The sequence below is a fragment of the Butyrivibrio sp. AC2005 genome, from assembly GCF_000424145.1.
Lineage (GTDB): Bacteria > Bacillota > Clostridia > Lachnospirales > Lachnospiraceae > Butyrivibrio.
In genome coordinates this window covers 324,392-350,089 of sequence record NZ_KE384138.1, presented here as the reverse complement: position 1 = coordinate 350,089, position 25,698 = coordinate 324,392, and the positions used below count along the sequence as shown (strand labels likewise).

19 protein-coding genes, 4 tRNA genes, 1 pseudogene and 2 riboswitches are annotated in these 25,698 nt (G+C 41.0%); of the genes and pseudogenes, 19 read left to right on the top strand and 5 right to left on the bottom strand.

The genetic code is table 11. The features are described from left to right. Positions 1-1,087 (top strand): annotated as a pseudogene (locus G602_RS29485) (hypothetical protein); the annotation flags it as partial. 57 nt (positions 1,088-1,144) lie between these two features. Here G602_RS29485 and G602_RS0121585 read toward each other — a convergent pair. After that, positions 1,145-2,500, bottom strand: coding sequence for an MATE family efflux transporter (locus tag G602_RS0121585; RefSeq protein WP_026660880.1), 1,356 nt, complete (start codon positions 2,498-2,500; stop codon positions 1,145-1,147). A 253-nt stretch (positions 2,501-2,753) separates the two neighbouring features. Between G602_RS0121585 and G602_RS0121580 the strand changes: the two genes are divergently transcribed. The 7 genes from G602_RS0121580 (at position 2,754) to G602_RS0121545 (ending at position 4,733) form a co-directional block, all read left to right on the top strand. Continuing rightward, positions 2,754-2,827, top strand: a tRNA-Arg gene (locus G602_RS0121580). A 33-nt stretch (positions 2,828-2,860) separates the two neighbouring features. After that, positions 2,861-2,934 (top strand) — tRNA-His (locus G602_RS0121575). A gap of 85 nt (positions 2,935-3,019) precedes the next feature. Continuing rightward, positions 3,020-3,091 (top strand) — tRNA-Gln (locus G602_RS0121570). Positions 3,092-3,127: 36 nt separating this feature from the next. Continuing rightward, a tRNA-Lys gene (locus G602_RS0121565) sits at positions 3,128-3,200 on the top strand. Positions 3,201-3,399: 199 nt separating this feature from the next. Next, a complete protein-coding gene (locus G602_RS27945) occupies positions 3,400-3,609 on the top strand; it encodes a hypothetical protein (RefSeq protein ID WP_044933092.1) in 210 nt (69 codons plus the stop codon). A gap of 90 nt (positions 3,610-3,699) precedes the next feature. Beyond that, positions 3,700-3,960, top strand: a complete 261-nt coding sequence (locus G602_RS0121555) for a hypothetical protein (RefSeq protein ID WP_026511227.1) — start codon at positions 3,700-3,702, stop codon at positions 3,958-3,960. 326 nt (positions 3,961-4,286) lie between these two features. Continuing rightward, a complete protein-coding gene (locus tag G602_RS0121545) occupies positions 4,287-4,733 on the top strand; it encodes a GNAT family N-acetyltransferase (RefSeq protein ID WP_242835699.1) in 447 nt (148 codons plus the stop codon). 124 nt (positions 4,734-4,857) lie between these two features. Here G602_RS0121545 and G602_RS0121540 read toward each other — a convergent pair whose 3' ends face one another. Together G602_RS0121540 and G602_RS31960 are read right to left on the bottom strand one after the other, a co-directional pair. Further along, positions 4,858-5,130, bottom strand: a complete 273-nt coding sequence (locus G602_RS0121540; RefSeq protein ID WP_026660878.1) for a helix-turn-helix transcriptional regulator — start codon at positions 5,128-5,130, stop codon at positions 4,858-4,860. Beyond that, positions 5,123-5,335, bottom strand: a complete 213-nt coding sequence (locus G602_RS31960) for a type II toxin-antitoxin system RelE/ParE family toxin (RefSeq protein WP_330369241.1) — start codon at positions 5,333-5,335, stop codon at positions 5,123-5,125. The genes G602_RS0121540 and G602_RS31960 overlap by 8 nt, the downstream gene beginning before the upstream one ends. Before the next feature lie 343 nt (positions 5,336-5,678). Here G602_RS31960 and pgeF point away from each other — a divergent pair, with 343 nt between their 5' ends. The 9 genes from pgeF (at position 5,679) to addA (ending at position 20,362) form a co-directional block, all read left to right on the top strand. Beyond that, a complete protein-coding gene (pgeF, locus tag G602_RS27935; RefSeq protein ID WP_044933089.1) occupies positions 5,679-6,458 on the top strand; it encodes a peptidoglycan editing factor PgeF in 780 nt (259 codons plus the stop codon). Positions 6,459-6,479: 21 nt separating this feature from the next. Continuing rightward, a complete protein-coding gene (locus G602_RS0121525; RefSeq protein ID WP_026660877.1) occupies positions 6,480-6,812 on the top strand; it encodes a hypothetical protein in 333 nt (110 codons plus the stop codon). 265 nt (positions 6,813-7,077) lie between these two features. Further along, entirely contained in the window at positions 7,078-8,571 is a 1,494-nt protein-coding gene (locus G602_RS29480; RefSeq protein WP_049945397.1) for a class B sortase, read from the top strand. Between the two features lie 69 nt (positions 8,572-8,640). Continuing rightward, positions 8,641-9,267, top strand: coding sequence for an HAD family hydrolase (locus G602_RS29475; RefSeq protein WP_049945396.1), 627 nt, complete (start codon positions 8,641-8,643; stop codon positions 9,265-9,267). Positions 9,268-9,372: 105 nt separating this feature from the next. Continuing rightward, on the top strand, positions 9,373-10,662 hold the full coding sequence (locus G602_RS0121505; RefSeq protein WP_026660876.1) for an alpha-amylase family glycosyl hydrolase: 1,290 nt from the start codon (positions 9,373-9,375) through the stop codon (positions 10,660-10,662). Positions 10,663-10,736: 74 nt separating this feature from the next. Further along, positions 10,737-10,820, top strand: a riboswitch (ZMP/ZTP riboswitch). 76 nt (positions 10,821-10,896) lie between these two features. Further along, complete coding sequence (locus G602_RS0121500) at positions 10,897-11,604, top strand: IMP cyclohydrolase (RefSeq protein ID WP_044933087.1); 708 nt, start codon at positions 10,897-10,899, stop codon at positions 11,602-11,604. A gap of 40 nt (positions 11,605-11,644) precedes the next feature. Continuing rightward, positions 11,645-12,823 carry a phosphoribosylaminoimidazolecarboxamide formyltransferase gene (locus G602_RS0121495; protein WP_026660874.1) on the top strand — a complete coding sequence of 393 codons (1,179 nt, stop codon included), beginning with the start codon at positions 11,645-11,647 and terminating at the stop codon, positions 12,821-12,823. Positions 12,824-12,939: 116 nt separating this feature from the next. Continuing rightward, positions 12,940-16,506 carry a PD-(D/E)XK nuclease family protein gene (locus G602_RS0121490; protein WP_044933244.1) on the top strand — a complete coding sequence of 1,189 codons (3,567 nt, stop codon included), beginning with the start codon at positions 12,940-12,942 and terminating at the stop codon, positions 16,504-16,506. 94 nt (positions 16,507-16,600) lie between these two features. Further along, positions 16,601-20,362, top strand: coding sequence for a helicase-exonuclease AddAB subunit AddA (gene addA, locus G602_RS0121485; RefSeq protein WP_026660871.1), 3,762 nt, complete (start codon positions 16,601-16,603; stop codon positions 20,360-20,362). A 36-nt stretch (positions 20,363-20,398) separates the two neighbouring features. On the opposite strand, the gene G602_RS0121480 is transcribed toward addA, so the two are convergent. Further along, positions 20,399-21,094 (bottom strand): energy-coupled thiamine transporter ThiT, encoded by a 696-nt coding sequence (locus tag G602_RS0121480; RefSeq protein ID WP_026660870.1) that lies wholly within the window; start codon positions 21,092-21,094, stop codon positions 20,399-20,401. 64 nt (positions 21,095-21,158) lie between these two features. After that, positions 21,159-21,258: riboswitch (TPP riboswitch) on the bottom strand. Between the two features lie 147 nt (positions 21,259-21,405). Then, on the bottom strand, positions 21,406-22,416 hold the full coding sequence (gene asnA, locus G602_RS0121475; RefSeq protein ID WP_026660869.1) for an aspartate--ammonia ligase: 1,011 nt from the start codon (positions 22,414-22,416) through the stop codon (positions 21,406-21,408). 272 nt (positions 22,417-22,688) lie between these two features. Here asnA and G602_RS0121470 point away from each other — a divergent pair, with 272 nt between their 5' ends. Beyond that, positions 22,689-22,919, top strand: coding sequence for an HPr family phosphocarrier protein (locus G602_RS0121470; protein WP_026660868.1), 231 nt, complete (start codon positions 22,689-22,691; stop codon positions 22,917-22,919). 171 nt (positions 22,920-23,090) lie between these two features. Then, positions 23,091-25,502: an ATP-dependent DNA helicase gene (locus tag G602_RS0121465; RefSeq protein WP_026660867.1), complete on the top strand. Its 2,412-nt coding sequence runs from the start codon at positions 23,091-23,093 to the stop codon at positions 25,500-25,502. Positions 25,503-25,698 lie beyond the last annotated feature (196 nt).

Here is a 25,698-nt window from a genome sequence, read left to right as displayed (position 1 = left end):
AGAAGAAGTGCCGGTAGCCGAGGCAGCACCGGTAATAGAGGAAGCTCCTACACCTGCAGTAGAGGAAGCGCCGGTAGCTGAGGCAGCACCGATAGTGGAAGGAGTACCTGCCCCTGCGATAGAAGAAGTACCAATGGCTGAGTCAGCTCCTATAGTGGAGGAAGCATCAGCAGTAGAAGAAACACCTGCTCCTATGATTGAGGAAGTGCCCGTAGCAGAAGCATCACCAATAGTGGAAGAAACACCAGCACCTGCGGCAGAAGAAGTGCCTGCTGAAATGGTAGAGGAAGTGCCAGTAGCTGAGACAGCGCCTGCAGTAGAAGAAACACCAGCATCCGAGGAAGCATTATTAGATGAACTCCTTTCAACTGAAGAAACATCAGTAGAAGCTACCGAAGAAGAATCCGGTCTTTCACTGGAAGAAGAGCTAGCAATTTTGGATGAGCCTATAGAAGAAGTGGAGCCTGAGGTAGAGGAGTTCACTGATGATATACAGATAGAAGTTCCTGAGCTTGATCTTGATATTCCCGATGTGGAAATCCCTGTAGATGACATGCTTCAAAGCGAAGAGGATCTGGCATTAGATACCGAGGCTGATATCACAACAGATGAGACAGCTTCTGAACAGGAAGAACTGGCTATTGAACCGGAAGAGATGAATCCTGAGGCAACAGAAGAAATCTCAATTGAAGAAACAGATAATTCCGAGCCTGGTACAGATAGTTCTCCTGAAACTGAGATCATGACGGAAAACGTTGCACCTGACGACATCGATCAGGCTACAGAGGCAATGGTTGGTGCGGTTGAAGATATCACCAGTTTCCTTAAGAGTGAGGACTTTGAGTATACAAGAATAGCGCTTGATGAAAAAACGGAAATCGTCCTGATAAAGATGGAAGATGGAGATGTCCTTTACCTGGAATATGAGGATGACATTTTCCTGTCACTGGTTTCTCATTATGAAAAGGATGGAAAACACAGATATAAGGATATCATGAATTCCTATATTAAGGATTCAATCAGCAACGGCGTATTCTATAAGATTATGCGCAGCAAAGGAAGCAGAGCTGTTTGCAGATATAATTAAAAAGGCACTTCGTAAAAATCGTACGACTTTTACAAAATGCCATTAGATATAATTGCGTTATGAAACCCTGGTGAGGTCCTTGACCCATTTATATTTTTTGAAATGATACATTACCCATGGAATTTTTCCTACCTCATCAAGGCACGTGCAGGCATAGACTGCAACTATTGGCCAGTGAAAAACGAAGGCACCTAAAACTGCGGTTGGTATAGCCAGACACCACATGCAAACAGCCAGGCTGTACACGTCGAAAAGCGTGTCACCACCTGCGCCAAAGATTCCGTTTATGATGATGGTGTTTACGCACCTTCCAATCATATAAAAAGCCATGACGATCATCATGCCGATGAGAAGGCTTTTGGCAGAATCGGTCAGTTTCATAAAATTAACGACAGGATAAGTGACAAGAAGAACCAGGGCTGTGCAAAGGAATCCGATGATATATGATATTTTTGCAAGCCTGATGCCATACTCTTTTCCTTTATAAAGCTTACCGGCACCCAGCTCATTACCAACCATAATTCCTCCGGCGCTACTTATGCCGTTACACATACAGCAAAAGAGGTCTCTGACAACAGCAGCTACAGAATTGGCGGCAGCGGCGTCACTTCCAAGGTGACCCATGATGGCGGTGTAGGAAGTAAAACCAACACCCCAGAAAAGACCTCCGCCCAATAAAGGAAGAGATACTTTTATAAAATCTTTCTCCAGATCGGCAAAGAAAGAGAAGATGTATCGATAATTTGGATGTAAAAATCTTTTCTGATGAGCGGAAAAAACAGCCCAAGCGAGTTCGATTATGCGGGAAATCAACGTTGCGAGTGCAGCGCCGTTTGCACCCATTGCAGGTAACCCGAACAGTCCGAAAATAAACACGGAGTTGAGAATAATGTTGAGAACAACAGCACCGGTACTTATGAGGGCACTGCGGTTTACATGGTCGGTTATACGCATTATTACAAGGTAGCATTCAGCTATGCCTGTCAAGAGATATGACCAGCCTGCTATTTTCAGATAGGATGCACCGATTCTGATAAGTTCCGTATCATGGGTGAAAATATGCATAAGAAGCACAGGTATAATCAGGCATCCAGCAGCAGTTATAATTGAAACAATGCCAACGGCGCGTACCATCATGCCGAAGATTTTATTGATGGTGTCGCTGTCCTTTTTTCCATAATACTGTGCTCCAAGGATGGCTCCTGCAGCTGTTGCGGCGGTAAGTACCATATTTTGGACGAACTGGATCTGTGTTGCAAGAGACACTGCTGCCATTTGATTTTGCTCGATTCTTCCCAGCATGACCGCATCCGCGGCTGCAACTGCCGCCAGCATCAGACTCTGAAATGCAATAGGGAGAGTGAGACGTACTAACTTATTATAAAAAACTTTATCCTTGAATAAATTGCCCATTGTTGGCTCCTTAGATGAAGAAACAATCGGAAAAATCAAGACTTTCCGACTGCCTCGGTATTTACTATATTATTGCAGAAGCACAGTATGATATGCAATTCTTTTATTAGTTGTGGAAGACGTAATTTTGATATGGTATAATACGGAAAAGTAAATAAATATAGAAATTGAAAAAAATATCAATTTTCGTATTGACATAATTGGAACTCTACTTTATACTTTATAAATGTCGCCGCGAGATTGCGATAAACATGTGTCCGTAGCTCAGCTGGATAGAGCAACGGCCTTCTAAGCCGTGGGTCGGGGGTTCGAATCCCTTCGGGCACATTTTTCAGATTTTAATATAGATCTGAGTGTATGGTGGGTATGGCGCAGTTGGTTAGCGCGCCAGATTGTGGTTCTGGAGACCGTGGGTTCGAGTCCCACTATCCACCCTTTTTTATTTGTAAGGGCAATAACTTCTAGATTTAGTTTTATATCTGAGTTATTATTTATGTAGGCACATCTTGCTGTGTATGATGGGCTATCGCCAAGCGGTAAGGCACAGCACTTTGACTGCTGCACTCGTGGGTTCGAATCCCGCTAGCCCAGTTTTGATATATCACTGCTTTTGCAGTTCATATATATGAGATACTAGCTCAGTTGGTAGAGCACTTGACTTTTAATCAAGTTGTCGTGGGTTCGATTCCCACGTGTCTCATTGGTTTAATAGGTCTGAGATGTAGATAATATCTGCGTCTCAGATTTTTTTATTGTCAAAAATATTGATTACCAAACGCTTGTTATGATTACCATTTTTCTGCCCGGGTTTTCTCTTGTTTAGTGTCTCACGAGCAGTCCTCATATTTGAAGTAGTGAAGTAGTTCTGATTGATAGTTTGAGGGCTGTTACCGAAGATCATGGGAGAACTGTTTGGTGTTAAGCAATCTACTCTAAGTGAGCATATAAATAATATCATTGATACCGGAGAACTCGATGGGACTTCTATCGGTTTTTCCGATAAAAGTACCGGCGGAAGAAAACCTAAGATTTATAATCTTGATATGATTCTGTCAGTAGGGTATGTGTGTTACGATATTTATCATAATTTTTCAACGAAATATTTTTGACAAAATTAATTGCTTTTTCACGTTAAGAGTGTAACATTAAAAGTGCCAAGAGAATGCTTTCTTGAGAAGTTTTGAAAGAGAGGTAATGCTATGGTTAAAGCTAAACTAACAATGGAAGATCTTAGAGTTGGAATGCATGTTGAGCCAGAACAGCTGTCGGACTTATATGGAGTGTGGGTATTCATAAATCCGGAGACTGTAAGGGAGGATGGTTTTGATATAGTATATTTTTGTGATGAGAATACAAAAGATGATACAGAGATTGAGAAGATACGAAATCGATTCGGGAAGACTACTGTGATATATCAGCCCAAATTCTATGAAGATGAGGATGCTGCAATTTATGACTGATTTTTTAGAGTTAAAGCTTACAAAAAGTTTGGAATTTAGATGTGATTTCAAGTCTGATATATATGGTATTCATGGAGAATCTATATATTTCCCGGAGATTAGAACTTGTCAGAAAAGACTATAGAGTCCTATAGTAATCATTTCCATTGGCTATTTGAATATTTTGGTGAGGATAAAATCAGAATGATTATGATAAATTTAGTACGTTGGATAGCCTTGTTGGAATGAAAAGCTTCGACATACCCTTTTAATGAGTTCTGTTCTACATCTACAGTACTGTGATAAGATTATACTTGTTGATTAAAAATATATCAGGCAGGTAAATCATGAATTACAGACTAATGACAGAACAAGATTTGGCGTATGTAGTAGAAAAGAACATTGAATATTATAACACTGTGGAAGATTGCTGTTGGACATATGAAAAGGCATACAAAAGAATCCACCAGGTACTTACTATGGAAGACTCTATGTGCATGGTTCAGCTTGATGATAATAACAGCATAACCGGATATTTAATGGGTTACTTCAAGGAATTCGATGATATAAGAGGCTACTTTCTTGATGAGATTGTAATATTTAAAGGCTTTCAAGGAAAAGGCTATGGTACTGACTTTATAAAGATACTGGAACAAGAAGTTAGTAAGAATTGCGCTTCTATCATAGAACTAAACAGTGTGAACGATGAGATGCACAAACATTTCTATTCAAAGCTATCTTATTATGAATCCACAAATTTCGTAATGATGGGAAAATTTTTGGGAGAGACCTAATAAACATGGAAATGCCCACGGAATATATTAATCCGTGGGCGTTATATGAAAGTGCTGGTTGTTAACTGCCAAAAAACGATGGAAATAAACTGCCAACTGGAAAGTGCCTTCGATATATAAATATTTATACCATCTCTATTTTTATTTTTTTTCCATAACTCTTGGCAATTTCGCAAAGAGTAGGAATAGTAGGAATACACACTCCCTTTTCTATACGGCTGATGTTAGACTGACGTACACCAGACTTCTCGGAAAGCTCCTTTTGGGTCATGTGATGTTCAAGCCTTGCCTGGATAAGCATGGTTTTAATCTGATATTCAATTTCTGTTTCTTCCCATGCCTTTGCAAATTCAGGATCTTTTAATTCTTCTTCCAATAATTCATCTATATCACTCATCGCCAAACCTCCTTATATAATCTTCACGATAGCTTTCTGCGAGTTCAATGACATCGGGTGGCGTCTTTGGTGTTTTCTTAATAATCCCGTTTGTTACTATTGCTTTATCACCTACTGTAAAGAAATAAAGACACCTGGCAATGTTATTTCCTTGTATTGTCCTAAGTTCAAATATACCATTACCAAGTGATTTAGAATCAGGCATTCCTAAATCTTATCCAAATTTCTCAAGTAATTTGACACTTCTAATGACTTTGGCTCGCAACTTTAAATCTTCGATTGATTTTATAAACTGTCCGGCAGGTTTATCGCCTTGCTCGGTTTTATAAAAAATGACTTCCATAAATATTCCTTTCTAGGAATATTGTATATAGGTATAAAATATATGTCAATAGTACAAGGTAAAAGCATTTGGAGATAAACATCTTACTCAGGATTAGAAGCGCTTAACTACTACAGTTAAGCGTTTTTTCAGTTTGATCATTCCCTTTGCACTAATATAGTATTTCTGATATATTGAGGGGACTTACATGAATCGGGGGAATAATATGTCAGAAATAAATACAATAAAATCACAAATTATATCATATCCTCATGGTTTCTCTACCAGGACCGGAGGCGTGAGTGAAGGAATATTTAATTCACTTAATCTGGGAATGAACAGGGGTGATGAGCCTGAGAATGTTAAAGAGAATTATCACAGGTTCCTGAATTCCTGCGGCATAGAAGCAGAGGAGTTCGTCTGCGGTCAGCAGGTGCATGGGAATAATGTGATGATAGTAGGAAAAGAGCATGCGAGAAAACCCTATGGTTATGATGAACTTTTTCAGGCTGACGGGTATGTAACTTCCGAGTCGGGAGTACCGCTGGTTATTTTTATTGCAGACTGCATCCCACTTCTGATGGCGGATGAGGAGGCAGGTGTCGTTGCTGCGGTACACAGCGGATGGCGCAGTACTGTACAGGACATCGAGAGAGAAGCTGTAAAGAAAATGGTAAGCCTTGGCGCGTCTGAGCGCAATATCAAGGCATGTATAGGCCCTGCTATAGGAAGATGCTGTTTTGAAGTAGGAGAGGAAGTTATTGAGGAAGTAAACAGACTGCTGGAAGGTAAAGCTACCGATTTATATAACCGAAAAGATAACGGGAAATTCATGCTTGACCTGAAAGGCGTAGTAAAAAGGAGTATGCTGGGTACCGGATTATCCGAGGAAAACATTGATATCATCGAGGATTGTACTATGTGTATGCCGCATAAATACTGGTCTCACAGATATACAGGAGGCAATCGCGGGAGTCAGGCTGCTGTAATAATGAAACTATGTTGAAGAAAATGTTGGAGGATGAACATGAAAAACAATAAGATAGTATGTTGGTCCAGTGACAGTGTGGAGATGAACTGTTTTGACTATCCTCTAAATAATGGACTGATGGTAAATGAATATGACTATGGTGGAGCCGTATCTTACCTTATTTACAACTTTACGAAAGAGGGAAAACAGCAAATCAATTCAGAACTGTTCATTCGGGAGAGCCTGGATTTCGAAGATGATACGCGAAAATGTCCGGAATATACAATTGATGGTGAAGAGGTTGAAAAAGACATTTTTGAACAGGAACGGAAAGAAAAGATTCTTGATCATGTGCTTAAGCGTTCTTTATGGAATGTGATAGGAGGGTAAACATAGAGTATTAGCAATATCCTTTCAGGAATAATTGCACTAATTCATTGAGAGTTATCAATGGTTAGTGCTTTTTTAATACTTATTTTAGACTATAAGAAAACGAATTATAGTATGATAAAGTCAGCCGAAGTGGTGGTTGCAGAGAAAGTCATTGACAATAAATATTCTTGCAGTGCAATTGAGTAAGGCTGTATACTAGTGTAGTTGTCTTGAAAAAATAATAGAACAAGATATTAGTATATTCTGTAAGGAAGAAAATTTCGTGAGCAGTTTAAAAAGCAAATTATTTACAAAAATGGTGCTTAGTGCCAAAGCATACAATGAAAAGCATAAGAATCATGCAAAGCAGGTTACATATCTCACTCTTGGATTGATTACATTTTTAAGCATTATCCTTTATATTCCGGAGAAGATATGTGCAGCAGTTGCATGGGTAGTTAGATTACTCTGGAAAAAGAGAGTAATCACAGTTGCTGTATTGGTGATTGCTATTGCAGTCAGTCTTGTGTGGAGAATAACTACAACAGATAAGAAGGAGAGCCCTGCCGGACAGGAAACAGAGGTTGTTACTTCTGAAAATAATGAAGCTACTAATGATTCAGGTAATGAATCTGAGGTTGTAGAAGCTGATGTTACAGAGGCAGAGCCTGAAACAGAGGATGTTGCAGAAGCAGAGGCAGAAACCGGAGAACCTCTGGAAACAGAAATAGCTGAAGGAACCGGAGAAACAGAAGTAGCAGACAACGGAAAATCAGAGACAGTAGATGGGAAGGCTGAGACTGAGAAAACTGACAGTCAGACCAAGACTGAAGAAACAGTGGCGGCTGGGCAGACCAAGACTGAAAATAATGAAAACTCTCAAAAGTCTTCTCAGACAGAAGAATCAAAAACTACAGGTTCAGAGCAGTCTACAACATCATCTGGTACGACAACCGCTGATTCCGGTAAAAGAGACTCAGCGTCTGCGATAACAGGGACTACAGCTAATTCAGAAGCAGCAACAGAAGGAACTACAGCTAATTCAGAAGCAACAACATCATCAGAGACAGCAGCTGACTCAGAAGAAACAAATGCAAGCTCGGAAACCGAGACCACGACAGAGTCTGCATCAACAGAACCGGCAGCAAATGACTCTGCAACAACCGAAACTGCAACAGCATCTGAGGAATCGCAAACTACAATGCCCGGTGCTGATATAAACGTGCCTGAGCTCGCATCTTTCCTTGAGCAGTATCCTGAAGCTGTGGGCTGGATTTATATGGAAGGCGGCGAAATCAGCTACCCCATTATGCACTGTGATAATAATGAAAAATACTTAACCACAGATTTTGAAGGAAAGCCTGCAGAGGCCGGTTCTATTTTCCTGGATAGCAGATCGGCAGCAGACTTTACAGATTCCAATTCCATTATCTATGGTCACAATATGAAGGATAAAACCATGTTCGGAAACCTTCGCAGATACAGGGAGGACCCGAATTATTACACTAATAATCAGTATTTTGCCATACTGACAGGTAATAAGGTTTATAAATATAAGATCTTTGCATATATGGACGTTCCCAAGGATTACGAAATCTACAACTATGTTGGAGAAGCCTCCAAGGTATTTGTAGCTAATGCAGAACCTGTAAGACTTAAATCCTATATGGACTCGGAATACCCGGTGAATGCTGACAGTAAAGTGGTTACTCTTTCTACCTGCACAGACAGTGATGACCTCAGATTTGTTATTCTGGGAGTACTTGTGCAGGAGTAATCTGATGTGTTTTCCAAGAGGTAGGGTAGCTGTTTTGTGGTAGCACTAGAGGACAACTGGTAGCAAAATATGAATGTGTACGATTTTGATGGAACAATCTACTATTTAAACTGCACAGTTGATTTTGCCTTATGGTACATGAAAAAGAAGCCCTTTTTATGCTTCTCTTATTTACCGCGCCTGTTTGTGGATGCGGTCTTATATAAGCTGGACAAAATGCCCAGTTATCTGCTTATGCGTCATCTTTTCTCGATTTTAGGAAAAGTGGATGATTTTGATACCCGGGTTGAGGAGTTTTGGGACACGCATGAAAAAAGGATTTCCCCCTGGTATCTTGATCAGAAACGCCCGGATGATCTTATAATAAGTGCATCGCCGGAATGCCTGGTTGGGCCAATAGCTAAGAGACTTGGTGTGAAATACGTTGCTACCGAATATGACATAGAGACAGGTGTGTATGTTAATAATCTGATGTATGCTAAGGAAAAATCCAGATATATAATAGATATTAATTTTCCCAGAATTGATAATTTCTACTCGGATTCGTTGTCGGATACCCCAATTGCACTATGCGCAGAAAAGGCATACTTTGTGACTGAGAAAGCACAGAAGATTATATCCTGGCCGCACCTTGATCCTGTTACAATGAAAAAAATAAAGAAACAGATAAAAACCGGATGGACTATACATTTATAGGACGTCAAAAAGATTGTATGCGTTCGATTTTACGACTATAATGAAAAAAGGTTGTTCTATGCAAGTTTTGTTCATTATAGTCGTATTTTTTATGGAGGTAAATAAATGGCGGATAACACACCAAAGAGCTTAAGAAATCTGATGATGTATCAGATTTTTGTTCGTAATTACAGTAGCGAGGGAACTTTTGCAAAAGTAGAAGAAGATCTTGATAGAATTAAAGCGCTTGGTACGGATATTGTTTATTTGATGCCCGTTCATCCTATCGGAACCAAAAACAGAAAGGGAACCCTTGGCTCTCCCTATGCTATAAGTGACTATCGTGCGATAAATCCTGAGTTCGGAACCCTTGATGATTTTAAGAGTCTGGTTAAGGCAATACATGCAAAGGGCATGAAGTGCATTATAGACGTTGTTTATAATCATACTTCGCCGGATTCGGTTTTATCAAAAGAGCATCCGGAGTGGTTTTTTCACAAAGAGGATGGCTCCTTTGGAAACCGTGTAGGAGACTGGAGTGACATTATTGACCTTGATTATTCACATGAGGAGTTGTGGGATTATCAGATAGAAACACTGAAGTACTGGGCTGAGTTTGTGGATGGTTTTCGCTGTGATGTTGCACCACTTGTTCCCGTAGAGTTCTGGGAAAAGGCACGAAAAGAAGTTGAGACGGTGCGTCCCGGCTGCATCTGGCTTGCGGAATCTGTCGAGTATTCATTTATAACTCACTTAAGGGGACGCGACATAACAGCTCACAGCGATTGCGAGATTTTCAGGGCTTTTGATGTCAGTTATGATTATGATATTTATCCGGGGCTTGCTGAATATTTAGTTGGAGAAAAGCCGCTTCCTTTTTATATTGACAGTCTGAACCGTCAGGAAGTGATTTATCCCGATAATTATGTTAAGCTCCATTTCCTTGAAAATCATGATCAGACAAGGGTTCATTTCCTTATTCCTGATGAGAAGGAGCTGCGTAATTTTACAGCATTTATGTTCTTCCAAAAGGGTATGCCCTTTGTGTATGCAGGACAGGAGTTTGGGGTATCGCATCTTCCAAGCCTTTTTGATAAGGATACCGTTTCGCTTAAGCCTGAAAATGGCATAGATATGTCAGGATTTATTTGTAAGCTTTCCGATATTAAAAAGGATGAGATTTTTGCCACGGGAATATTTGATTGCAAAGCATATGAGAACCATACTGTTGTTGCAACGATTGAAAAGGGCGACAGAAAAGCGGTTGGAGTTTTTGCACTGCAGGGTGCTACATCAAATGTGCGTATGCCGTTTGAAGACGGTATCTATAAAAATCTCATAGACGATAGTGAGGTAGAGGTGTTCCGCGGTGGAGTCCAGTGCTATGGAGAGCCGATAATAATACTCAAAAAGTAATATTTGGATTTTGAAATCCGGATATTTTTGGTAAAAAACACTAGTTGAATTTCTGATGATTTTAGTTTACAGTAATGTTGTTGCACGACTGGCGGATGAGTGGGTAACCACAGGGAAGTGCAGCTGATTATGAATTGTCGACCGCCTGGGCAGCCGTGTGATATGGCTTGTTCAGGCGGTCTTTTTATTTCATGTGTGAAGCAAAAAGCTGCGCATAGTACGAAAGGAGAAATAATGGTAAATCTTGCAAAGGAACTGAGTTCAAATTCTTATCCCGGACGTGGAATCGTTATTGGCACAAGTGCAGATGGAAAGTATGCTGTAACTGCTTATTTTATCATGGGAAGAAGTGAAAACAGCAGAAATCGAGTTTTTGTAGAGGAGGGAGAGGGTATCCGCACAGAAGCTTTTGATCCTGCAAAGCTTGAGGATCCCAGTCTTATAATCTATGCACCTGTAAGAGTAAGAGGTGACTACACAATCGTCACAAACGGTGATCAGACCGATACAATCTATGACCTCATGGAGGCAGGCCAGTCCTTCGAGGAATCCCTTAGAACAAGGGAGTTCGAGCCGGATGCTCCGAACTATACACCAAGAATTTCAGGACTTATGCACATTGCTGATGGAAAGTATGACATTTCAATGTCTATCTTAAAGAGCGATCATAATGATCCTTCTTCCTGTCTCAGATTTACATACACATATGAAAATCCTAAGGCTGGCAAGGGCTACTTCATCCACACCTATATGGGCGATGGCAATCCGCTTCCCAGCTACGAAGGTGAACCTACAGAGGTAGAGATTTCCGGTGACATCGATGAATTCACAAAGATGGTTTGGGAAAATCTCAACGAGGACAACAAAGTCTCCCTCTTCACACGCTACATCGACATTGCTACAGGAAAATATGAAACAAGGATTGTGAACAAAAACAAATAATACTTCCGCCACCAGGCTGCGGACTATAGGAGAGAAAAACATGAAAGAATTAGCCCTTAAATATGGATGTAACCCGAATCAGAAACCTTCAAGAGTTTTCATGGAGGATGGATCAGATCTGCCCATCGAGGTACTTAACGGTAAACCAGGTTATATTAACCTGCTTGATGCATTTAACGGCTGGCAGCTCGTGTCTGAATTAAAAGCTGCGACAGGAATGCCTGCTGCTACATCCTTTAAGCACGTATCACCTGCAGGAGCTGCTATAGGCCTTCCGCTTTCCGAGATTGAAAAGAAAATCTACTGGGTTGAGGATCTTGGAGACCTTTCACCTATGGCATCTGCTTATGCAAGAGCAAGAGGAGCTGACAGAATGTCATCCTTTGGTGATTTCATCTCACTTTCCGATACCTGCGATGAGGATACAGCAAGACTTATAAAAAGAGAAGTATCAGACGGTATCATTGCTCCTGATTATACGGATAAGGCTCTTGAAATTTTAAAGGCAAAGAAAAACGGTAACTATGCCGTTATCAAGATCGATCCTTCCTATAAGCCTGCTGCACTTGAGAAGAAGCAGGTGTTTGGCATCACATTTGAGCAGGGACACAATGACATCGTAATTGATGACAAGATGCTTGAAAACATTGTGACGGAAAACAAGGACCTTCCGGATGCTGCAAAGAAGGACCTTCTGATTTCACTTATAACACTTAAATACACACAGTCCAATTCAGTTTGCTATGTAAAGGGTGGTCAGGCAATCGGAATCGGAGCAGGTCAGCAGTCAAGAATTCACTGCACAAGACTTGCAGGCTCCAAGGCAGATAACTGGTTCCTCAGACAGGCACCTCAGGTTCTTGAGCTTCCTTTCCTTGATAACATCCGTCGTGCTGACAGAGATAATGCTATCGATCTTTATATCGGTGTTGACTATATGGACGTTCTTGCAGAAGGCAAGTGGCAGAATCTTTTCAAGGTTAAGCCTGCGAGATTTACAGAGGCTGACAAGAGAGCATGGCTCGATAAGAATACCGGAGTATCACTGGGATCAGATGCGTTCTTCCCCTTCGGCGATAACATCGAGAGAGCAGCTAAAAGCGGTGTGAAATATGTAGCTCAGCCCGGCGGTTCCGTAAGAGATGACAATGTTATACAGGCAGCCAATGAACATGAGATGGTTATGGCATTTACAGGTATGAGATTTTTCCATCACTAAGAACAAAACATTTAATAATATCACAAATGGAGGCATATATATTGGACATATATATGTCTCTTTTTGTGGTAAAATTTAGACTGTATGTAACTTATATGTGTTCAAGGAGTTTTGATATGCTGCGTTTTGTTTTTGGAGCCTCGGGAGTAGGAAAAAGCTATCACATAAGACAGGAGATAATTGATAGAAGTATAAATGAGCCGGAGAGGAATTTTCTTATTGTTGTTCCGGATCAGTTCACCATGCAGACGCAGCTTGATATTGTTAAGCAGCATCCGATGAATGGCATCATGAACATCGATGTTGTCAGCTTTTCGCGCCTTTCTCACCGTATCTTTGAGGAGGTGGGACAGGATCATGAAAAGGTTCTGGACGATATGGGAAAAAGTCTGGTGCTGCGTCATGTTGCTGAAAATATAAGGGAAAAGCTTCCTGTTATTGGTGGCAGCATGCATAAAATGGGATATATTGACGAGGTTAAGTCCACCATTTCTGAATTTATGCAATACAGCATAGAGCCTGAGATGCTTGACGACATAATCGGAGCCTGCGAAGGTAAGGGAGCACTTAAGTCTAAGCTTCTTGATCTTAAGCTTCTTTATTCTGAATTCAAAAAATATATCAAAGGAAATTATATCGCCCAGGAGGAGCTTCTCGATGTGCTATGCAGAGCTATTCCTTCCTCAAAGCTGATTAGGGACAGCGTCATCGCTTTTGATGGATTTACCGGATTTACACCTGTGCAGTATAAGGTTATTTCACAGCTGCTTAGATATTCGATGGAGGTAATCTTTTCATTTACGATCGGACAGGGAGAGAATCCGTTTATTTATGACAGGAACGCAGAACAGGATCTGTTTTTACTTACTAAGAAAACAGCTCATGATCTTTTGCGCCTTGAATATGAGAATGAAAAATACGATGATCCTGCGGCTGTTCCTGATTTTGAGCGCTGGTCAGAGTATTACATTAAGGAAAAATATATTGTACTTAACGGCAATGAGTTCGGAAGACATGCCAATAATCCGGAGCTCGCTTTTCTTGAGAAGAGACTTTTCAGATACGGAAATGAGAAGTATGAAGATGTATCCGGAAAAATAGGTATTTTTGAGGCTGATACTGTAACCGAAGAAGTGCAGATGGCATTGGCCAGGATAAGGAGCCTAATCAGGGAGGATAAGACTCTGCATTACCGCGATTTTGCAATTGTGTGCGGCGGACTGGAGAGATATGAAGCGGTGGTTTCGGAGGAAGCAGATAAATATGGTATACCGGTTTATCTGGATCAGACAGGAAAAGTTAAGCTTAATCCTCTTATTGAAGCTATAAGAAGTGCACTGCTTACTGTAAATTCTCATTATAGCTTTGAGGCAGTGTTTCATTATTTAAGAAGCGGTTTGTCTCCACTTTCCTCTAACGAAGCAGATAAACTGGAAAATTACGTACGAGCTATGGGTATCCGTGGGAATAAAGGGTGGAATAATCCTTTTGACCGTATTCCTAAGCAAATTATGCGGAAACTCAAGATGTCCGAATTAAAGGACACTGAAAATGATATATTGGAGAAGCAAAAGAAACAGTACCTTGATGAGATAAATGCCCTGCGTGAGAGGGTGGTTTCGTCACTGGCGCCTTTATTTTCCGCAGAAGGCAAATCGGTACTGGATTATTCCAGGGCTCTTTATGAATTTCTGACAGGGCTGGATGCCCGGCAGAGAGTTGACGATTATGAGAGATATTTTCATGATCAGGGCGATGGAATAAGGGAAAAAGAATATACAGTGATATTCCGTAAGGTTATTGCGCTCCTTGATCAGGTGACAGCGTTAATGGGTGATGAGAAGCTTACATGGAAGGAATACGCTGATATTCTTGATGTTGGTTTTGGAGATATAGAGATAGGCACAATCCCCCAGAGTGTCGACAGAATAGTCGTGGGTGATATCGAGAGAACAAGACTTAATGAGGTTAAGATTCTCTTTTTCCTCGGAGTCAATGATGATCTTATTCCTAAGTCTGCAGGAACAGGAGGGATCATTTCCGATATTGAGAGACAATACCTTGCGGAATCTCTCACAGATATCGAGCTTGCACCCACACCCAGACAGCAGATGTATATTCAGAGACTTTATCTCTATATGAACCTTACCAAGCCCTCGGACAGACTCTATTTGTCATATGCGCATATTGATCCTGATGGCAAGAGTATCAGGCCCGCTTACCTTATCGGTAAGGTAAAAGCTCTGTTCCCCGGAGTGTCAATACAGCGATATGATGGTAGAGCAGATGGGGAGATAATTGAGACTCCCCAAAATGGAATGGATTACGTGGCTGCACATATACAGGATTATTCCAGAGGATATCTTGATTCACATGAAGAGGAAAGCTTTAGTGCTCTTTTTCATTCATTAATGGAGGCAGAGGGATATAGGGACAGACTCATGAAAATGGTCTATGCTGCCGGTTCAGGCTACATGCATAAACCTCTGTCTGAGGCTGTTGCATCCATGCTATATGGTAATTTTCTGGTGAATTCTGTCAGTCGACTTGAGAAGTTTGCAGGATGTTCCTATGCTCATTTTCTACAGTACGGGTTAAGACTGGACGAAAGGGAAGAGTTTACTTTTGATCAGACGGATCTGGGAACTGTTTTCCACGGGGCATTGGAGACCTTTTCCAGGAAGCTAGAGGAAGAGAATCTAACCTGGACCACCTTTGACAAAGAGCAGGGTGAGAGGATAATGGATGAAGCCTTAAAGGAGTTCACTGCAGATTATAACGGTAATATTCTTGAGAGTAGTAAGCGAAGTGAATACCTGATGCAGAGGATAAGGAGGATTCTCTTTAGAAGTGTGGATACTCTTCAGTATCAGTTAAGTAAGGGCTCTTTTATGCCAAAGAGCATGGAAACCTCTTTTGATGAAGCGGGTGATATAGACGCCATAAATATTGGGTTGTCAGAGGATGAGCGTGGACGCATTCTTAAGAAGATGAAGCTCACCGGAAGAATCGACAGAATAGATACTTACGAAGATGCAGATCATGTGTATCTTAAGATTATTGATTTTAAATCAGGTAATAAGAAATTTGAACTGTGTTCGTTGTATTATGGGTTACAGCTGCAGCTTGTAATGTATATGAATGTTGCAAGGAGCATGGCTGAAGCAGGCAGCAGGAACAAGGAAGTAATTCCGGCGGCTATTTTGTATTATCATCTCACAGATCCTGTGCTTGACGGACAGAATGTATCACAGGATCAGACAGATGAAGACATCAACCTTATGATCAGGCAGCAGCTAAGGACAAGGGGGCTTGTTCGAGAGGATCGCAGTGTAGTTGATTTGCTGGACAAAGAGGCCGGGCAGGCTTCGGATGTAATTCCTGTTAAGTTCAATAAGGATGGAGCATTTAGTAAGAGCGGGTCGGATGTGATGTCTGCCGATGATTTTGAAGAAGTTTCAAAATATGTCAATCATCTTATTAAGAAGAGTGGGAAGAGCATTATTGAAGGTGATATAGCAGTCAACCCTTATTCACAGGAAACCAGGACTGCCTGCGAATACTGCAATTTCAAGTCTGTATGCGGCTTTGATACATCAATACCCGGATATGAGATGCGTGAACTTAAAAGTAAAAAAGATGATGAAGTCTTAGAACTCATACGACATGAGTTGAATGGATGATTTCTTGGGGGCAGAATAAGTGTAATGCTCATAAGAATCCTATGGATTCGTGTGAGTATAAGACGTTATTAAAATATATAGATAAGGGTTTAATATGGGATTTACCACAGAACAACAATCAGTTATAGATGCAAGGAATTCAAATGTACTGGTGTCTGCAGCAGCGGGCTCCGGTAAGACCACTGTGCTTGTTGAAAGGATAATCCAGAGAATAACAGGAGAGAATCCTATAGATATAGACAAGCTTTTGGTAGTTACCTTTACTAAGGCAGCAGCTGCTCAAATGAAGGAGAAGATACTTGCTGCAATACAGAAAAAGCTGGCAGAGGAACCTGACAATGCTCATTTGCAGAGGCAGGAGACTTTGGTGCATGGTGCGCAGATTACTACCATAGACTCTTTTTGCCAATACATAATAAGAAATAACTTTAATGACATAGGACTTGACCCTTCCTACAGGGTTGGTGATGAGGGTGAGATGCGCCTTCTAAAAGCCGATGTGATGGAGGAGCTTCTTGAGGAAAAATACGAGGAAGGCGATGAGGATTTCCTTAATTGCATGGAGTATTTTGCTACAGGAAGCAGGGACAGTGATGTAGAGGAATATATATTAAAGCTATACGACTATGCCATGAGTATGCCTTTTCCTGAAGAGTGGCTTAGCAAGAGAGCAGAGGATTATTCTTCCGATGAAGATAATTTTGAAGAGATGCTTTTTGTAACGAAGAGTAAGGAACTCATAAAGCATAAGATAGAGGAATGTGCTCAGAACCTTTCGATGGCGCTTAGACTGGCAACGGATTCAGATGGCCCATATTACTATGCGTCTCTTCTTGAAAGCGAGCTGGAGCTGATACAGGGCATAGACACAGGTGATGATAAGAGCTTTGATGAACTGAGAGCTGATATTCTGGGAATTAGTTTTGGAAGGCTTCCGACTAAAAAGGATGATTCGGTAAATCTGGATAAGAGAGAATTGGCTAAGGCTTACAGAGACCAGGCGAAGGATGTAATAAAGAAGCTTGCAACCAATTATCTCGCCGAGGATAAGCATATTATCTGCAGTCATATGGAGCTTGCAAAGATGCCGGTTAAGACACTGGCAGGTCTTGCCATCAGCTTCAAGGAGAGATTTGATGAGAAAAAGAGAGAAAAGGGTATCATCGATTTCGGTGATATGGAACACCTTGCCCTTGAGATAATCTTAAACGGCGGTGCAAAGCAGTACAGAGACTACTTTGAGGAAGTGATGATAGATGAGTACCAGGATTCCAATGATGTACAGGAGTGCTTGCTGTCAGCTGTGTCCGGTGAATCCGAAAAAGTCTACAACAGATTTATGGTTGGAGATGTAAAACAGAGTATCTATAAGTTCCGCCTTGCGAAGCCGGAAATATTCATGAAAAAAATGGGCACCTACTCCTGGGAAGTGGGTGAGCCTGAGAGAAAGATCTCTCTGCATAACAACTTCAGAAGTCGGTCTCAGGTGCTGGACGGAGTAAACTTTATCTTTGAGCAGATAATGGGTAGTGACCTTGGCGGAGTAAAATACGATGAGGATGCGCGCCTTGTTACCGGTGGAACTTTCCCTGATTCAGGTGCAGATGATGATGCTTTCGCTACTGAGCTTCTTCTGACAAACGTTGGTGGCTCAGCTTCGGACGAGGCCAGAGAACTGGAAGCCAGAGCGGTGGCGTTAAGGATTCAGGAACTGATGGAATCCGGTGTGGTTTCAGGAGGTGACGGGAAGCTTAGGAGTGTCAGATACGGTGATATAGTAATACTTCTCAGAACAACCAAGGGATGGGATGAGACCTTCAGAAAGGTTTTGGAGAGCAGAGGTATTCCTGCATATGTGGAGTCTCGTACAGGTTACTTTTCTGCTACAGAGGTTGTTACTGTTCTTAATTTCCTCAGAATTCTTGATAACCCGAGGCAGGATGTGCCACTCGTCGGAGTGATGCACTCTGTGATAGGCGGCTTTTCTGACGAAGAACTTGCTATGATCAAGGCTTATGACAAACATTCAGATAAGAGTGAATTTGACAGTGGCAGCTTTTACGATATTCTTCTCAGGTGTGTTGGTGAAGATGATGCCTCAGAAAATGTTGCTGTAAAGGGTGAATCCACAGAAAATGTATCGGGAGATGATAACATCTCAAAATATATATCTGATGAATTATTCGCTAAGATAGGACACTTTGTAGACTTAGTCGACGAATATAGGAGGAAGGCAGAGTATTTGCCCGTAAACGAGCTTATCAGGGATATCCTTGATAAAACACATTATGGAGAGTATTGTGCTGCGCTTCCGGGTGGTACAAAGCGTCTCGCTAATCTCAATATGTTAAAGGAAAAAGCGACTGATTATGAGAGAACCAGCTTTAGCGGCGTTTTCCATTTTGTGAGATATATTGAGCAGCTGGAGAAATATGAGGTAGATTACGGTGAAGCCAACATTCTGGATGAAAACGCCGATGTTGTCCGCATTATGAGTATTCATAAGAGTAAGGGCCTTGAATTTCCAATTGTTTTCCTGTCAGGTATGTCCAAGAAATTTAATTACATGGATGTTAATCAGTCGGTAGTCCTTGATGTGGACATGGGAATAGGTGCTAACGCAATAGATCTTGATAAGCGCATAAAATATAAGACTTTGCGTAAAAGCGTCATGGGCGAAAACATGAAAATGGATATTCTTGGCGAGGAGATGCGTATATTGTATGTTGCCATGACAAGAGCCAAGGATAAGCTCATTATGACCGGACAGACAAAGCTCAATGAGGGTGATAAGCCAAAAGATGGTGAGCTGGGAACTGAGCTTCTTAAATATTCGGGCTATAGAAATCTGTTTCATGCGGAGGATGAACAGCCATATCTTTTGCCGTATTACCTGAGGAGTCAGGCAGACTGTTATCAGGAGCTGGTTTTGATGGCACTCTCAAGGCATCCTGTATACGAGGAGCTGTGCGACTTGTGTGGTGTGTCCTGTGATGCTCTGAAAAATGAAAGGCAATTAGCACCGTTTACATTTAGGATTGTATCAGGAGACGACCTTACAGCAGAGGAAATAGGTAAGGAAGTTACGGCAGAGGTAAGTCTGCAGAGACTTCTATCCGGAGAAGATGGCGCGGACAAAGCTGCAAAGGAGCTTTTTAATGGCAGGTTTAATGACAGCTATGCCTTTAAGTCTTTTGATAAGCTCTTTGTAAAGACGACTGTTACAGAACTTAAGAGGGCAAAGCTCGAGCAGAAAGAGGAGCCTGCCAACATAATATTTGATGATGAAGAAATTATACCTGCATTTATGGGCGAAAAGACAGGAAAGGCAGTCGGTGCTGCCAGAGGAACCATCTATCACAGGGTAATGGAGCTTCTTTACGATGAGGATAATAAAACTCCCGATATTAAGGTGAAGAACCTTCACACGTGGATGAATGAGATGGAAGCTGAGGGAAGAATGCCGGAGAATGCCTCAGAGAGTGTGGATGAGAGGGATATTCTCGCCTTCTACAACAGTGAGACAGGTAAGCGGATGAAGGCTGCTTATGATAGCGGCAGGCTTCACAGAGAATCTCCCTTCATGATGGGAATTAATGCTAACAAGATAGATGAAGAATTTCCTGAATCGGAATTAGTCCTTATCCAGGGAATAATTGATGTCTGGTTTGAGGAGGGTGATGATATAGTTCTTCTTGACTATAAGACCGATAAAGTACGTGATGGTAAGGAACTGGTAGAAAAGTACACAATACAGCTTGATTATTACCGTGATGCTCTTGAAAGAGTAACAGGAAAAAAGGTGAAGGAGAGAATAATCTACTCCTTCACCCTTGGTGAAACAATATCAGTTTGACAGGCAGCCTCGGAAAGCTGCGGTAAACGAATGCTTTTAGGCTATTGATGATAGTTTTTCTCTTACATCATTTTCATTAGCCATATATCGGATTCTCTTTAGTGCATGTCTTACTGCGGGGACGCTTATAAGTGCAACTGTAAGTATTCCTTCTGTGCCGATGTAGAGACCATTGTAAGCAAGTGAATATGTAAAGGGCTTCATGCCATAGTCGGCAGCATACTGTCCGAAGAAGATTACACCTGAGAGCACTGAGAAGAAAAGTCTTCCAAGAATACCAATGATATATCCGTTAATCATGCCGAACTTTTTATTCTGGAAGAATCCTGAGAGACCAAGAGCACCAAATGCCAGGATGTAATCACATACGAGCTGGGGAATACTGATAATATATGGACCAATTATGAGCTGTAGAAGACCATAGGCAAGAGCTGAGGTCAGACCTGCCCTCGGTCCGTATAAATATCCGACAAAGGTGATGAAAAACATTGAGAAGAGGGTGATTGAACCGCCCATAGGCATCTCGAAGATCTTTATCATAGAGGTAACCGTTGAGAGCGTAACGCACATTGCGGCAAACACAAGCTGCTTAACGGAGAAATGATTTTTGTGATCCTTACCGGTGAAGAAGCAGGCTGCAATCAGAGCCAGAATAAGAAGAACTACAAGCAGACCATAACCTGCAGATGTAAGTTCATAGGTATCCTCTACCTGTTTTAAAAATAATGACATAATAAAACCTCCTCGTATAAATATGCTACGGGGAGGTCTTTGTATTTATCGATAATCAAAACGTGATAACTGATAAATGCTTCCTTACGCCGGTATTACCCGGTTCAAGTAATGAGGGTCGATGGGAAATCCATCATCTCAGCAAAGCTCCCCTAGCAAAATATAGTGTATTAAATTTTTTTGTCGAATATATTTAATGCTATTTTTATAGGCTTGTCAACTAGATTTTGCATAATCATAAATAATAATTATATATAGAAATAAAATCCTCTAAATCAAATATCATCAAATGTGCATATTATAACAAATGCTTATAAGAGCGGAATACCGTTGTCTCTTGCATATTCGGTATAATTCTCTTCCCAGAGAGAACACTGTACCTCACCGATGTGAGCTTTTCTAAGGAAGAAAAGACAGAGTCTTGACTGGCCGATACCGCCACCTATTGTGTAAGGAAGCTCCTTATTAAGGATTGCCTTCTGGAAGGGAAGCTCAGCACGCTCAGTGCATCCTGCTTTTTCAAGCTGTGTCTTAAGGGAATTCTCATCTACACGGATACCCATTGATGAGAGCTCAAGAGCAATATCAAGAACAGGGTAGTATACGAGAATATCACCGTTAAGAGCCCAATCATCATAGTCCGGAGCTCTGCCGTCATGCTTCTCACCAGAAGCAAGTAGGTCACCGATTTGCATGATGAAAACAGCACCCTTTTCCTTGGTGATGAGATATTCGCGTTCCTTGGCAGTTTTGCCAGGGTACATATCCTCAAGCTCCTGAGAAGTGATAAAGAAAATGTCATGAGGAAGGATCTCTTCTATGTAATCGTACTGAATTGACATGTACTTTTCAGTTTTTCTGAGAACCTTATATATAGTGCGAACTGTTTCCTTAAGGAAGTCAAAATTACGATCTTCCTTATTAATGGCTTTTTCCCAGTCCCACTGATCTACGAACACGGAATGAATATTATCGGGAATCTCATCTCTTCTGATGGCGTTCATATCGGTATAAAGACCTTCGCCAACCTTGAAACCATATTTCTTAAGAGCATAACGCTTCCACTTGGCAAGAGAGTGTACAATCTCTGCCTCTCGCTCATTCTCCTCACGAATGTCAAAAGCAACGGGGCGTTCAACACCATTAAGGTTATCGTTAAGACCTGACTCAGGTGCTACAAACAAAGGGGCGGTAACACGAAGAAGGTTCAGATTCTCAGAAAGTGTATTCTGGAAAAAGTCCTTAACTGTCTTAATTCCAACCTGAGTATCGTGGAGGTTTAATGCTGAAGTGTAATCCTTGGGAATAATAAGATTTTCCATAACCATACTCCTCTTTCAAAAAAACTTTAATTAATTAAAGCGCTTTTTTTATTAGGATGCAAGCAAAAATTACAGTGAGAAGTTTTTAAACACAAGATATTGGATGATTTTCTTAAGAAATAGCATGACAATTTGGAATTAATTTTCATGAAAAGTCCAGAAAACACGCTAACTTAATCGTTTTAAGAAAATCTTAAGAAATTTATAAGAAAACCTACAATATTTTTTCGGGATTTTGAGATATAATCATCCGAGTAAGGAGATTTAAAGCTATGGAATTTAAGAAAATTATCAAATTAACACCGAATCAGGTAAAGGATTTTGTTAACGCTGCAACTAAGTGCGATTTCGACGTAGATGTATCTTACAATCGTTTTACTGTAGATGCTAAGTCAATTCTTGGTGTGTTTGGACTTAACTTCGACTGCCCGCTTACAGTAAGATATAACGGCCATAACCAGGATTTTGAGACATATCTTAGTCAGCATGCAATAGCTTGCTAATAAATTTAATAATATTTATCTGATATACGGTCTCCCCATGATATACTGTCATGGGGAGTTTTTTTAGCATAATCACTTGATGAAACGAAGTTGAATCTAGTGAGTATGCTAGTTCTGGCGAGCAAAGCGAGAGCAGAACTTCCTTAGTATGATGACATATTTAGGATATTTATGAAAAATATTAAAATTTCAGTCAGGACCCTGGTTGAGTTCTTGCTCAGATCAGGCAATATTGACAATAGAATACATCATGCTCCGGATACAGCTATGCTTGAAGGCGGAAGGATACACCGCAAGATTCAGAAGAGCATGGGAGCAGAATATCAGGCGGAGGTCCCGCTTAGTTTTTCACATACGACTGGCAACTACATACTGACCATAGACGGAAGAGCTGATGGTGTCATGGAGAGGGCAGATAAGCCCTTACTTGTTGATGAAATCAAGGGAACCTACAGAGAGCTTAAAAATATAAAGGAAGCTGATCAGGTTCACCTGGCTCAGGCAAGATGCTATGCAGCAATAATTACTAAGCAGCAGGGATTAAAGCATATCAGTGTCAGAATCACCTATTGTAATATCGATACCGAAGAAATCAAGATATTTGAAGAGGATTTTACAGCGGAGGAGATAATAAAATGGTTCGATGACCTTCTGAATATGTACCACAGGTGGGCAGAGTATCTTGCAACCTGGGATGATATCAGAAGAGACTCTATTCATTCAATGAATTTTCCATTTCCTTATCGTGACGGTCAAAAGGAGCTTGCTGCCGGCGTTTACAGGACGATTTATCATGGCAGGAAGCTGTTTATGGAGGCTCCGACCGGCACAGGTAAGACAATAAGTACGATTTTTCCTGCTGTGAAGGCTATAGGTGAAGAAAAGGCAGAGAGGATATTTTATCTTACAGCCAAGACTATCACAAGAACTGTGGCTGAGGACACCTTTGATCTGCTACGAAGAGAGCAGGGGCTGAAATTTAAAACGGTAACCCTTACAGCCAAGGATAAGATATGTTTTCTCGATAAAGCAGATTGCAATCCTGTTGCTTGTCCTTACGCTGAAGGACATATGGACAGGATAAATGATTGCATATATGACCTTCTGATGAACTCAGACAGCTTTGACAGGGAAGCGATTATCAGCTACGCAGAGAAGCACAGAGTCTGTCCGTTTGAATTATCACTAGACATGAGTCTGTTTGCTGATGCGATCATATGCGACTACAACTATGTTTTTGATCCTTTTATTTACTTGAAAAGATTTTTTGCAGGAGGAAGTACCGGCGACAATATTTTTCTGATAGATGAAGCGCATAACCTTCTGGACAGGGGAAGAAATATGTACAGCGCCGAGCTGGTTCTGGATATGCTTCTTGGATTTGAAACACTTATTTCCGGAGTGCATCCCAGAATGGCAGGCATAGTAAGGAATCTTTCTGCTGAGATGGAAAAGCTCATGGGAAATGAGGGAGATGCGGAGGTGCTTGAGGATATAAGTCCTATAATCCAGCGGCTTAGCCTGTTACAGTCTGTTATTTCCAAATGGCTTGAGGAACATGCTGAGGGTATGTACAGGGATGAAATCCTGGAGTTCTATTTCGAGATATCCAGATTTGCGAATATATATGAACTTATTAATGATAAATATGTCATATATGCTGAAACAGATGAAGATGGCAGTTTTAAGATAAAGCTCCTTTGTGCAGATCCGTCGGATAATCTGGCTAACTGTATGGAACGGGCCAAATCCACAATTCTTTTTTCTGCGACACTGCTTCCGATTCAGTATTATAAGAAGCTTCTGGGAGGAAAAGCAGAAGACTTTGAGATTTATGCGCACTCGGTTTTTGACAGCAACAGGTGTGGCAGGATGGTAGCATCCGATGTGACAAGTAAGTATACGAGGCGCAGTGAGTCCGAATATAGAAAAATCGCGGCATACATTGACAGCATTGTGAATGCAAGAAGCGGGAACTATCTTATTTTCTTTCCTTCAAGAGCCTTTATGGATGAAGTGGGCTATATATATGAGCAGGAATTCTACAATGAAAACACTACTGAGATTCTCGTTCAGAACGAGACTATGTCTGAGGAGGAAAGAGAGGAATTTCTCGGACGTTTTACAGCCGGCAATGACATAGACCTTCAAAGCATCATAAATATGGAGATTGATATTGAACCATCAAAGAGTGTTCTGGGCTTTTGTATTATGGGCGGAATATTCAGTGAGGGGATAGATCTAAAGGCCGACAGTCTGATAGGAGTAATTATTGTAGGTACCGGAATACCGCTTGTTTGCAATGAAAGGGAAATAATTAAGGACTTTTTTGAGCTGAGTGGTGAAGATGGTTTTGACTATGCCTACAGATATCCCGGAATGAATAAGGTTTTACAGGCTGCAGGGCGTGTAATCAGAAGTGAGAAAGATTTTGGAGTTGTTGCACTTTTAGATGAACGATTTCTTCAAAGATCATATTATGAACTGTTTCCGCGTGAGTGGAAGGGCATAATACGCACATCGACCGGACGAGTCAAAAATGACATAAACGCGCTCTGGAAGCGGATTGATGACTGTGGATAAGTGAAAACTATCATAACAAAAGCGGTGTTTTACATGTAAAAATACGATGAGGTTAACATAATATATTATATAAACATAATTATGTTAACCAAACATTTTTACAAACAATTCGAATTATTAGATAAATAATAGCGATTTCTAGACAATTCAAGGTGGTAATTTTAGGAAAATGACACATGTGTACATGTGGATAACT

Excerpts from the sequence above, each read along its gene's own strand:
- G602_RS29475 (WP_049945396.1), top strand. The coding sequence starts at position 8,641 with ATGAATGTGTACGATTTTGATGGAACAATCTACTATTTAAACTGCACA.
- G602_RS0121545 (WP_242835699.1), top strand. The coding sequence starts at position 4,287 with ATGAATTACAGACTAATGACAGAACAAGATTTGGCGTATGTAGTAGAA.
- G602_RS0121540 (WP_026660878.1), bottom strand. The coding sequence starts at position 5,130 with ATGAGTGATATAGATGAATTATTGGAAGAAGAATTAAAAGATCCTGAA.
- G602_RS0121495 (WP_026660874.1), top strand. The coding sequence starts at position 11,645 with ATGAAAGAATTAGCCCTTAAATATGGATGTAACCCGAATCAGAAACCT.
- G602_RS0121465 (WP_026660867.1), top strand. The coding sequence starts at position 23,091 with ATGAAAAATATTAAAATTTCAGTCAGGACCCTGGTTGAGTTCTTGCTC.
- asnA (WP_026660869.1), bottom strand. The coding sequence starts at position 22,416 with ATGGAAAATCTTATTATTCCCAAGGATTACACTTCAGCATTAAACCTC.
- G602_RS31960 (WP_330369241.1), bottom strand. The coding sequence starts at position 5,335 with ATGCCTGATTCTAAATCACTTGGTAATGGTATATTTGAACTTAGGACA.
- G602_RS0121480 (WP_026660870.1), bottom strand. The coding sequence starts at position 21,094 with ATGTCATTATTTTTAAAACAGGTAGAGGATACCTATGAACTTACATCT.
- pgeF (WP_044933089.1), top strand. The coding sequence starts at position 5,679 with ATGTCAGAAATAAATACAATAAAATCACAAATTATATCATATCCTCAT.
- G602_RS0121555 (WP_026511227.1), top strand. The coding sequence starts at position 3,700 with ATGGTTAAAGCTAAACTAACAATGGAAGATCTTAGAGTTGGAATGCAT.
- G602_RS0121525 (WP_026660877.1), top strand. The coding sequence starts at position 6,480 with ATGAAAAACAATAAGATAGTATGTTGGTCCAGTGACAGTGTGGAGATG.
- G602_RS0121505 (WP_026660876.1), top strand. The coding sequence starts at position 9,373 with ATGGCGGATAACACACCAAAGAGCTTAAGAAATCTGATGATGTATCAG.
- G602_RS0121500 (WP_044933087.1), top strand. The coding sequence starts at position 10,897 with ATGGTAAATCTTGCAAAGGAACTGAGTTCAAATTCTTATCCCGGACGT.
- G602_RS0121470 (WP_026660868.1), top strand. The coding sequence starts at position 22,689 with ATGGAATTTAAGAAAATTATCAAATTAACACCGAATCAGGTAAAGGAT.
- G602_RS0121585 (WP_026660880.1), bottom strand. The coding sequence starts at position 2,500 with ATGGGCAATTTATTCAAGGATAAAGTTTTTTATAATAAGTTAGTACGT.
- G602_RS0121490 (WP_044933244.1), top strand. The coding sequence starts at position 12,940 with ATGCTGCGTTTTGTTTTTGGAGCCTCGGGAGTAGGAAAAAGCTATCAC.
- G602_RS27945 (WP_044933092.1), top strand. The coding sequence starts at position 3,400 with ATGGGAGAACTGTTTGGTGTTAAGCAATCTACTCTAAGTGAGCATATA.
- addA (WP_026660871.1), top strand. The coding sequence starts at position 16,601 with ATGGGATTTACCACAGAACAACAATCAGTTATAGATGCAAGGAATTCA.